The 9,973-nt window shown below is 73.6% G+C and carries 10 protein-coding genes and 1 tRNA gene; 7 read left to right on the plus strand and 4 right to left on the minus strand.

All coding sequences use genetic code 11. The annotated features are described in order from the left end of the window. The 6 genes from B7767_RS06150 to B7767_RS06175 all read left to right on the plus strand — a co-directional run. Positions 1-1,067: ABC transporter permease (locus B7767_RS06150; RefSeq protein WP_143652239.1), on the plus strand; the 1,067-nt coding region annotated here is incomplete at its 5' end. Between the two features lie 119 nt (positions 1,068-1,186). Continuing rightward, the gene (locus B7767_RS06155) at positions 1,187-2,302 is read left to right on the plus strand and encodes a MerR family transcriptional regulator (protein WP_085571241.1); all 1,116 of its coding nucleotides are present in this window, start codon (positions 1,187-1,189) and stop codon (positions 2,300-2,302) included. Between the two features lie 319 nt (positions 2,303-2,621). Beyond that, complete coding sequence (locus tag B7767_RS06160; RefSeq protein WP_085571234.1) at positions 2,622-3,326, plus strand: 2-phosphosulfolactate phosphatase; 705 nt, start codon at positions 2,622-2,624, stop codon at positions 3,324-3,326. A 274-nt stretch (positions 3,327-3,600) separates the two neighbouring features. Beyond that, positions 3,601-3,675 (plus strand) — tRNA-Leu (locus B7767_RS06165). 42 nt (positions 3,676-3,717) lie between these two features. Continuing rightward, a complete protein-coding gene (locus tag B7767_RS06170) occupies positions 3,718-4,194 on the plus strand; it encodes a hypothetical protein (RefSeq protein ID WP_085571235.1) in 477 nt (158 codons plus the stop codon). A gap of 151 nt (positions 4,195-4,345) precedes the next feature. After that, positions 4,346-5,053, plus strand: coding sequence for a response regulator transcription factor (locus B7767_RS06175; protein ID WP_085571236.1), 708 nt, complete (start codon positions 4,346-4,348; stop codon positions 5,051-5,053). Here B7767_RS06175 and B7767_RS06180 read toward each other — a convergent pair. After that, entirely contained in the window at positions 5,014-6,678 is a 1,665-nt protein-coding gene (locus tag B7767_RS06180) for a cell wall metabolism sensor histidine kinase WalK (RefSeq protein WP_085571237.1), read from the minus strand. The two genes, B7767_RS06175 and B7767_RS06180, sit on opposite strands and share 40 nt — an antisense overlap. Before the next feature lie 270 nt (positions 6,679-6,948). Between B7767_RS06180 and B7767_RS06185 the strand changes: the two genes are divergently transcribed. Continuing rightward, complete coding sequence (locus B7767_RS06185) at positions 6,949-7,302, plus strand: SH3 domain-containing protein (protein WP_256923335.1); 354 nt, start codon at positions 6,949-6,951, stop codon at positions 7,300-7,302. Positions 7,303-7,379: 77 nt separating this feature from the next. On the opposite strand, the gene B7767_RS06190 is transcribed toward B7767_RS06185, so the two are convergent. The 3 genes from B7767_RS06190 to B7767_RS06200 all read right to left on the minus strand — a co-directional run. Continuing rightward, a complete protein-coding gene (locus tag B7767_RS06190) occupies positions 7,380-8,609 on the minus strand; it encodes an ABC transporter permease (protein WP_085571238.1) in 1,230 nt (409 codons plus the stop codon). Continuing rightward, positions 8,606-9,304, minus strand: a complete 699-nt coding sequence (locus tag B7767_RS06195; RefSeq protein ID WP_085571239.1) for an ABC transporter ATP-binding protein — start codon at positions 9,302-9,304, stop codon at positions 8,606-8,608. The genes B7767_RS06190 and B7767_RS06195 overlap by 4 nt, the downstream gene beginning before the upstream one ends. Continuing rightward, positions 9,301-9,973 (minus strand): peptidoglycan-binding domain-containing protein (locus B7767_RS06200; protein ID WP_143652241.1); only part of this gene is annotated, 673 nt, incomplete at its 5' end. The genes B7767_RS06200 and B7767_RS06195, both read right to left, overlap by 4 nt.

The raw sequence follows: 9,973 nt of genomic DNA on the forward strand, positions 1-9,973 counted from the left end.
GCACCTCGCAGGACCCCGAGGGACGTGCCGCGGTCACGGTCACGACGTTCCAGCCGAACGCCGTCGCTCCCCCGCCGCCGCCACCGGGCACGGGCGGCGGGGCGGGTCCGTCCCCCGTGAGCGGCGGCACGTCCGGCACGTCCACGCCCGAGCGGGCGGACCCGGCGAAGGTCCGGGCCGCCGTCGAGTCCCAGCCCGGCCTGGCGTCCTACTACGGCAAGCTCCGGGCCGAGGTCGTCGTGGCCGGCGCCCCCGGCTCGGTCCAGGCCGACCTCTACGAAGGCGATGCGCGCGACGGCGGATACGAGCTGCTCTCCGGGCACTGGATCACCGGTAAGGGGCAGGTCGTGGTGCCCACCCGCTTCCTGGAGCGGACCGGCACCGAGGTCGGTGACACCGTACGGGTGAGCTACGGGAAGGAGCACGCCGGCCTGAAGATCGTGGGTGAGTCCTTCGACACCTCGGGCGACCGGCTGAGGATCCACGCGGACATGGCCGACTTCCCCTCCGCCGAGCCCAGTACGTTCCTCGTCGAGGTGAGGTCCGGCGTCTCGGCGGACGATTTCGCCCGGCGGCTCGCGTCGGTCGTACGGCCGCTGGGGGGCGACGCCACGACCGTCCCCCCGGCGGAGCGGGAGGGCGTCATCCTCGTCATGAGCGCGATGGCCGTGCTGCTCACCCTCATGCTGGTCGCCGTGGCCGGCCTCGGCGTCCTCAACTCCGTGGTCCTCGACACCCGGGAACGCGTCCACGACCTGGGCGTCTGCAAGGCGATCGGCATGACGCCGCGGCAGACCGTGAGCCTCGTGCTCGCCTCCGTGGCCGTGATCGGCGGGCTCGGCGGGCTGACGGGCGTGCCGGCGGGGTACGTACTGCACCGCCTCGTCATGCCGGTGATGACCCGCGCCGTGGGCACCGCCGTGCCGCCGTCCGTGCTCGACGTGTACGGGCCGGCCCGGCTGCTCCTGCTGGGACTCGGTGGCGTCGTACTCGCCGTGCTGGGCGCGCTGGTCCCGGCGGGCCGGGCGGCCGGGACCCGTACGGCCACCGCGCTGCGCACCGAGTAGCACCGTGACCGCGCCCGGCGGCCCGTGAAGCAGCCGGCCGGCGCCGCGGCGGGGCCGGGCACGGTACGGGGAGCGAGGTGCTTGACCCTCACGCGGCGTCATGCCGCATGGTCGGGGACATGGAGGAGCACCTGACCGTGGGACGCGTGGCCGGGCTGGCCGGCGTGAGCGTCCGCACGCTGCACCACTACGACGAGATCGGCCTCGTGGAGCCGTCCGCGCGGACCGCTGCCGGGTACCGGGCCTACTCGGCCGGTGACGTGGAGCGGCTGCGGGAGGTGCTCGGCTACCGGCGCCTCGGCTTCGGACTGCGCGAGATCGCGGCCCTGGTGGACGATCCGGCCGTCGACGCGGTCGCGCACCTGCGGCGGCTGCGCGGTCTGCTGCGGGAACAGCGCGATCGCACCGCCGCCATGGTGGTGGCCATCGACAAGGAGCTGGAGGCACGGGCCATGGGCATCAGGACGACACCGGAGGACCAACTGAAGCTGTTCGGGGCGCAGTTGTACGAGTCCATCGGGTCGGCGTACCCGGCAACGCGGCGCACCGAGCCGCGGATCGCCGCGCGGATCCGGGAGGCGCTCGGGGACGCCCGGACGGTGCTGAACGTCGGGGCCGGCACCGGCTCCTACGAGCCGACGGACCGTGAGGTCACGGCGGTGGAACCGTCGGCGGTGATGCGGGCGCAGCGTCCCGCGGGTGCGGCGCCGTGCGTGGCCGCCAGTGCGGAGCGCCTGCCGTTTCCCGACCGGTCCTTCGACGCCGCGATGGCGGTCAGCACCGTTCACCACTGGGCGGACCCGGTCGCCGGGCTGCGCGAGATGCGGCGGGTGGCCCGGCGCGTGGTGGTGTTCACCTACGACGCCAGTACGCCCGGCTGGCCCGAGCGGTTCTGGCTCACCCGCGACCACCTGCCCGAGTTCGCCGGCCTCCTGACCGGCTGGCCCTCGCCGGCCGACATGGCCCGCGCGATCGGGGGCCGCGCGGAGCCGGTGCCCATCCCGTGGGACTGCGCCGACGGCTTCTTCGAGGCCCACTGGCGCCGGCCCGAGGCGTACCTGGACGAACACGTGCGCCGCGCGGTCTCGGTATGGACCAGGGTCGGGACGCGGGCCGAGCAGCGGGCGGTGGACAGCCTCCGCGACGACCTCTCCTCGGGCCGGTGGGCCGAACGCAACGGGGACCTCCTCGCCCTCGACGAGGCGGAGCTGGGCCTGCGCCTCCTCGTGGCCTGAACCACCGTGCGGAAGCACCGCGAAGGCGCCGGCCCACCGGAGCCGATGGCCCCCGCCGCGACAGGGCCCGGCCTCGAAGGCGCGCCCGGCCTGAAGGTCCCCGCCCCGTCGGACGTCGCCCACGCCGTCCACCGGTTCGCGCCGTTGCGGGGCCGGACGACCCGGAGGGCCTCGGCCCACCTCAGGGACAAGGCTCCGGGTCGCCGCCTTCTTCCGCGTGCCCGTGGATCCCGTCCGGGTGCGGGTGAGCCCGTGCCCGTCGGCGTGATGCGCGTCACTGCCCGGGTGCTTCGGGCCGGGCATGCCTGATCATGGCCGGATGGACGCTCGTTTCCTCGGCATCTCCGAGCTGGCCGAAGTCCCGTCCGTGGCGGTCGTGATCGACGTCATGCGTGCCTACACGGTGGCCGCCTGGGCCTTCGGCCGGGGGGCGGAGAAGATCGTTCTCGCCGGGTCGCTGGACGAGGCCCTGGCGCTCAAGGCTCGCCACCCCGACTGGGTGGCGCTCAAGGACGGCGCGCCGGCGCCCGGGTTCGACATGGTCAACTCGCCGGGCCTGCTGCGCTCCGCCGACCTCGGCGGACGGACCGTTGTGCAGAAGACCACGGCGGGGACGGTCGGCGCCCTCGCGGTCAGGGACGCGTCGCTGGTGCTGTGCGCCGGCTTCGTGGTGGCGGAGGCGACGGCTCGGCTCCTGCGGACACGCGGGTGCGACAGTGTCACGTTCGTGGTCACCGGCGAGGACGGGCGGGCCGATGAGGACCTGGCGTGCGCTCAGTACATCGCCCGGAGGGCCACCGGGGACGGGAGGACGGACGCGGCCGGGTTCCTCCGCCGCGCCGGCGGGTCACGGGCCGCCGCCGAACTGACGGAGGGCGTACGCCGAGGAGCCCACCCCGATGACGTCGCGCTCTGCCTCGAACTCGACCGGTTCCCCTTCGCCATGGTGGCGACCTCGGAGGACTCGCTGATGGTCCTGCGCCCGTACGCCGTGCCCGCGCCGGCCGACGGGGCTCCGGCCTGATCGCCGAGGAGGTCCGGCTCCCGCCGCGCGGGAGCCGGGGACCACGCCACGGGTCGACGACGCCGTACAGGTCGCTCGGGCACTCCCGCCGCGCCGCGGAACAGGGGAACCCACGGTCCGACGAGCCGGGGCCCGGCAGCCGGCACACCGGTGTGCTCATCGCCGCCGGAACGTGGGCGGGATCCCGGAGGGAGACGTGCGGAGCACCGGTGGCGGCCCCGGCGGCTGTCGTCCCCTGTCCGTCACCGTGGGGAGGACTATGATCACCGGCAAGGCGGGGTCGTAGCACAGAGGTAGTGCGCCGCGACAGCATCTCGGAGGACGTCGGTTCGAATCCGGCCGCCCCGCCCCTTCGGGAACGCCGCCCGCGGGCACGGTCGAGGGGTGGGGCATGACCCGGGACAGCGATCCGCCGGACCACCGGGTGGGCGACGTGCTCCGGGTGTCGTGTGCGTGGACCGCGGCGCGGGTCACCGCCGTGTCCGGGTTCCACGTATCGGTCGAGTGGCCGTGGAACGAAGCCGATCCGGACTCGCGGTACGAGTGGAACGGGCAGTTCGACCTTCCCCTCGATCCGGATGCCGGGGAGTGGTCGCTCTTCCGTACGGAATGCGACCCCCGGACCCTACGGCCGGGCGACACGTGCCTCGTCGGCATCCCGGAGACCCTGGTGCGCGTCGTCGACGTCGGGCGGTACGAACCGCCGTTGGACACCGGCCGGCTGCCCCGGCCGCACACCTTGCTGATCGTGCTTCCCGCCGGTCACCCCCGGGACCGGGACGGGGACGAGGGGGACACCATCGAACTGCGCTCCGCCGCGCCCCTCGTGATCGACCGGGTCCCGCACCCCGGATCCCCCCGTCGGTGAGGTGACCGAAGCCGTCGGACCACCGTGTCCGATACCGGTGGACAGCACGCCGACGGCTCGCGCCCACCGGTCCGCGCGGCGGAACGCGGGCGGGGACGGGCCGGGTGTACTAGCGTTCGGGGGAGCGGAGGATCTTGCTGGGGGAGAATCGGTGAGCGCTCGGATTCTGGTGGCCGAGGACGACGAGAAGCAGGCCCGGCTGGTCCGGATCTACCTGGAGCGGGAAGGCAACGCGGTGCAGGTCGTGGGCGACGGCCGGGCGGCGCTGGAGAAGGCCCGCTCGTCGAAACCCGATCTCATCGTGCTCGACGTGATGCTGCCGCTGGTCGACGGGCTCGATGTGTGCCGCATCCTGCGGGCCGAATCCGACGTCCCCATTCTTCTCCTCACCGCCCGCACCACCGAGGAGGACATGCTCCTCGGTCTCGACCTGGGCGCCGACGACTACCTCACCAAGCCCTACAGCCCCCGCGAGCTGACCGCGCGGGTACGGGCACTGCTGCGCAGGTCGCGGAAGACCGCCGGCTCGGCGGAGCCCGCGGTGCTGCGGGTCGGCGCGGTGGTGCTGGACACGGCGCGCTTCGAGGTCCGGGTGGCGGGACAGCCCGTGGTGCTGACCGCCAAGGAGTTCGCCATCCTGGAGGCGCTGGCCCGGGAGCCGGGCAGGGTCTTCACCCGGGCGCAGATCATCGAGCGGGTCTTCGGCTTCGACCACGACGTGCAGGAGCGGACCGTCGACGCGCACGTGATGAACCTGCGCCGGAAACTGGAGGCGGATCCCGGGCGCCCACGCCATCTGGAGACGGTGTACGGCCGGGGCTACCGCCTCAACGACGGCCCGGACCCGGCGTCCTCCTGACGTCCGCCGTCCGGAGCCATGGGCAGGACGACGGTGAACGTCGTGCCCACCCCGACGGTGCTGCGCACCTCGATCGTGCCCCGGTGGTCGGTGACGATCTGGCGGGCGATGGACAGGCCCAGGCCGCTCCCGCCGGTCGCCCGGCCCCGGGAGGCGTCCGCCCGCCAGAAGCGGTCGAAGAGGTGCGGCAGGTCCTGTGCCGCTATCCCCTTGCCGGTGTCGCGGACTTCCACGACGGCCAGTTCGCGCCGGGGCGTCAGGGCCAGGGTCACGCTGCCGCCCGCCGCGGTCGCCCGCACCGCGTTGCCGACCAGGTTGCCGACGACCTGACGCAGCCGGTCGGGGTCGGCGGTCACGAACACGGGGACGGGCGCGTCCAGTTCGAGCGTGACACCCGCCGCGTCGGCCTGGGCGCGGTGGGCCGTGCGACCGGTCTCCAGCAGTTCCCTCAGATCGACCTCGGTGGGGTGGTAGGTGAGCGCACCGGCCTCCGCCAGTGCGAGGTCCTGGAGGTCGTCCACGATCCGCTGCTGCAGCAGCGCCTCCTCGTGCAGGGAGGCGAGCAGTTCGGGGGTCGGTTCGACGACGTCGTCCCGCAGTGCCTCCAGGTAGCCGCGCAGATTGGCCAGCGGGGTGCGCAGTTCGTGCGCGATGTCACCGATGAGGCGGCGCTGGCGCTCCTCGCCCGCCTGGAGGGAGTCGGCCATGCGGTTGAAGGCGCCGCCGAGTTGCGCGATCTCGTCCCGGCCGGAGACGGGGACCCTGCGTTCCAGGTCGCCCTCGCCGAGGTCCTTCGCGGCCAGTGTCATGGCCCGGACGGGGCGCAGTACGGCCCGGCTCAGGAGCAGGGCGCCGAGGACGGCGGCGAGGGCGACCCCCATCGCGACGGCCACGGTGGGCGCGGCGGCCAGGGTGGGCGGTGACTCGTCGCGGACGCCCAGGCGGATCTCCAGGCGGGGCGGGGCGACGGAAGCGGTCCGTTCGTTGAACACCCGTTGCAGGCAGGCGGCGGGCCGCCGCTCGGTCCCGCACGGCTGGACCGCGTCGACGTCCTGTGCGGTCGGCGGGTTCGCCCCCGGCTCCGGCTCGGGGCACTGCGCGGGCCGCCGGCCGGTGCTGATCCGGGGGACGCCGATGTCGTCCACGGTGACCGTCGGCTCCACTCCGGCCCCGGTCAGACAGGCCGCGTACGCCACCGTCGCGCGGTAGTCGGCGATCGCCGTGGCGGTGAGTTTCACCGAGGTCCGCGCCGCCCCGCCCTCCGGGAACCGCAGGGCGGGACGCGGGTCGACCAGGACCGCGGGCCGGCTGCTCGGCGGACGGGGGTCGCGGCCGGCGAGGGCGTCGGAGTCGGCGAGCAGGACGTCCGTCTCCGTGACGACCCGGATGCGCTGTCCGGTGTCCCGGGCGAGCCCGGCCACCGTGGGCGACAGCCCCTCCCAGGTGCCGTGCGCGAACCCGTACGTCCGCAGTGCGCCGGTGATCCGGGAGACCTCCTGCTCCCCGGCCGTGACGGTCTCCTGGACCTGGCGGTTGGCCTGCCGCAGCGTCAGCCACGCCGTCGCGGCGGTGGCGGCCAGCGCCACCAGCATGAGCATGCCGAGAACGCGAAGCCGAAAGCTCACCGTGTCCCCCCTCGATCTTTTCCGGAATTCAAGAGGGCGTCATCGGCCAACGCCCATCAGGAATGGCCTATTCCTATCAATTTGATTCTTTTGGGCCGCTCATGAGTGAAAAGCGGCCACTCCCCAACGGAATCATTTCTTCACCTTAATTCGGGTGTGATCGTACATACGGCCGCTCGCATCCCTACCGATGCGGAGGCCCCTGCCCTCGCTCCGGCCCCGTCCGGCGGCGAACGCGGCAGTGACAACACGACACACAGGGGGTACATCATGAAACGACTCGCGGCCTTCGTGCCCGTGCTCGCGGCCGTCGCCGTGGCGGTTCCGCTGTCCCTGGCGACGCCCGCCGCCGCGCACGCCTCGTGCGGCACGACCGTCTCCGACAAGGACGGCAGCTCGTGGGGCAAGACGGCCAACGGGGCCAACGAGCGCAGCGGTTCCAGCACCGGCTGTACGATCAAGGGCGTCGCCTACAACACGCAGTCGCTGGACTACCACTGCTACACCGTCGGCAACGACGACTACACCTGGACGTTCGTCAGGAACGACGCCACCGGTGTCACCGGCTGGATCCGTGACGACCTGCTGAGCGACGGCGGCAGCTACGTCTACTGCGGTTTCTGACGGTCCCTCCGTCACACCGGGCACCACGCAGTGATGCGAGCCGCCGGGTGTCCCCGACCGGGGACACCCGGCGGCTCTCACGTACCGGACAGCGCCTCCGTCGGGGACAGCCTGCTCGCGCGGACCGCCGGGTACAGGCCGGCGATCATGCCGATGACCAGGGTCGAGGCGATGCCCGCCAGGCTCGCCCACGCCGGGACCACCGTCGGCCAGTCGCGGCTGAGGGCGTATCCCGCCGTGATCAGCGTCCCCAGGACCGTTCCGCCGAGGCCCCCGATGAGGGACAGCAGCAGTGACTCCGTCACGAACTGCGTGCGGATCTGGCCCTTGGTCGCCCCGAGCGCGCGCCGCAGACCGATCTCGGGACGCCGTTCCAGTACCGAGATGACCATGGTGTTGCCCACGCCCACGCCGCCGACGAGCAGGGCGACCCCGCCCAGACCGAGCAGCAGTCCGGTCAGCGCCGACTCGGTGGCCTCACGGGCCGCGAGCGCGTCGGAGGGCCGTGAGATGCGCACCTCGCCCGGCTTCTGCGGGTACGCCGTGGCCGGGAGCACCGCCCGTACCGCAGCGACCCGGCTGTCCTCCGCACGGACGTACACCGTCGACGGATGGCCGTCGAAGCGCAGGTAGGTCCGGGCCGCCGACCATCCGACCAGGGCGGCGCCGTCGAGTTCCGGTGCCAGCGGCACCGGGTCGAGGACGCCGATCAGCGAGAACCAGCGGCCGCCGAGCCAGACCCGGGTGCCGGGTGTGTACACGTCGAGCCGCTGGGCGGCGGTGGCGCCGAGCACCACCGCCGGGTACTCGTCGGTCGCGGAGTCCAGCCAGCGGCCCCTGCGGACCTGCCCGCCGACGGCCGGCAGGAGATCGGTGCCGGCCGCGAGCACGGTCAGGGAGCCGGTCCGGCCGATGGCGATGTGGTCGTTGCGGTAGACGTGCGCGTCGGTCGCACCGGTGGCGGCCACCTGCCGCACCGGCGGGATGCGGCCGATCATCGAGACCGCCTCGTGCGGCAGCCGGGCCTTCTCGCCCGTCAGGGACTCGCCCGGGGCCACCCGCAGCAGATTCGTGCCGAGGGCGTCGAGCCGCCGGTCCACCTCCGCCTGTCCGGAGCCGGAGATGCCGACCACCGCGATCATCGCGGCGACGCCGATGGCGATGCCGAGCGCCGAGAGGAAGACCCTCAGCGGACGCGTCCGCAGCCCCGTGCCGCCGAGCCGTACGACGTCCGCCGGCCCGAGCCGGGCCGCCCGCAGCCGGTCGCCCGGCTCGTCGCGGGGAGGTCTCGGGGTGCCGTCCGTCATCGTGACGCCCCGATCGCCGTGTCGGTGACCAGGCTCCCGTCGCGCATCTCGATGCGTCGCGGGAGCTGCGCGGCGATCTCGCGGTCGTGCGTGATGACCACGACGGTGGTGCCGGCCGCGTGCAGTTCGCGCAGCAGGGCGAGTACGGCCGCGCCCGACGCGGAGTCGAGGTTGCCGGTCGGCTCGTCCGCGAGCAGGACCGAGGGTCCACCGACCACGGCACGGGCCACGGCGACCCGCTGCCGCTCACCGCCGGAGAGCTGGTGGGGCAGGTGCCGGACGCGGTGGCTGAGCCCGACCCGGGCCAGCGCCGCCGCTGCCTTGGCCCGGCGCCGCCGCAACGGGACGCCCGCGTAGAGCAGTCCGTCCGCCACCGAGTCCAGGACCGGTACCCCGACCGAGAGGTGGAACTGCTGGAAGACGAAGCCGATCCGGGTGGCCCGCAGCGCGGAGACCTCGCGGTCGGACAGTTCCGCCACGTCGTGGCCGTCGACCAGGACCCGGCCCGAAGTGGGCCGGTCCAGGCTGCCCATGAGGTTGAGCATGCTGGACTTGCCGGAGCCGGACGGGCCGACCACCCCGACCAGTTCCCCGCGCCCGATCCGCAGGCTCACGTCGCGGACCGCGGTCACCGGGCCCGGATACGTCTTCGAGACGGCGTCGAACTCGACGACGGCCCGGTCTCCGCCGCTCATTCGGGAATCCTCACCTTCAGTCCCGCGCGCACCGCGGAACCGCTCACTTCCACCTTGCCGTCGGCGAACAGCCCGGTCTTCACGGCGACGAAGCCGCCGTCCGCCGTCTCCAGCCCGTGCCCGCCCTCCGCGAGCGCCACCAGCGCGGCGACCGGCACGGTCAGCACGTCCTTGGCCTCGCGCCCGACGTACTCGACGGTGACGGGGCCGCTCTCCAGCCGCCCCACGGACTTCTGGTCCTCGATGGTGACGGTCACCGGCACGGTCGCCCCGCCCTGCCCCGACCCGTCCTCACCGGAACCGCCCTCGGGCGCACTGGCCTGCCGGCCCACCGACGCCACCTCGCCCCCCACGGTCTTCCCGTCGGGCAGCCGGACCCGGACGGCCGCGCCGCGTACGGCCCAGGAGGCGTCGGCGGCCGAGGCGTCGACGACCACCTTGCGCGCGGTCCCGGTGTACGTGAGGGCGTTCTCGGTGACGGCTTCGCCCAGCCGGACGCCCGGCCTGCCGATCCGCACCTTGCCGGCGGAGTAGATGACGTCCCCGATGCCGACCCTGCCGGTCTCGGGTATCCCGAGCGACTTCTGCCACCGCTCGACGGCATCCGCCGTCCTGTCGGTGAACCGCTCGTCCACCGTGAAGCCGGTGTAGCCGAGCGCGGCCAGGTTC

The organism is Streptomyces sp. 13-12-16 (genome assembly GCF_002114215.1).
Lineage (GTDB): Bacteria > Actinomycetota > Actinomycetes > Streptomycetales > Streptomycetaceae > Streptomyces.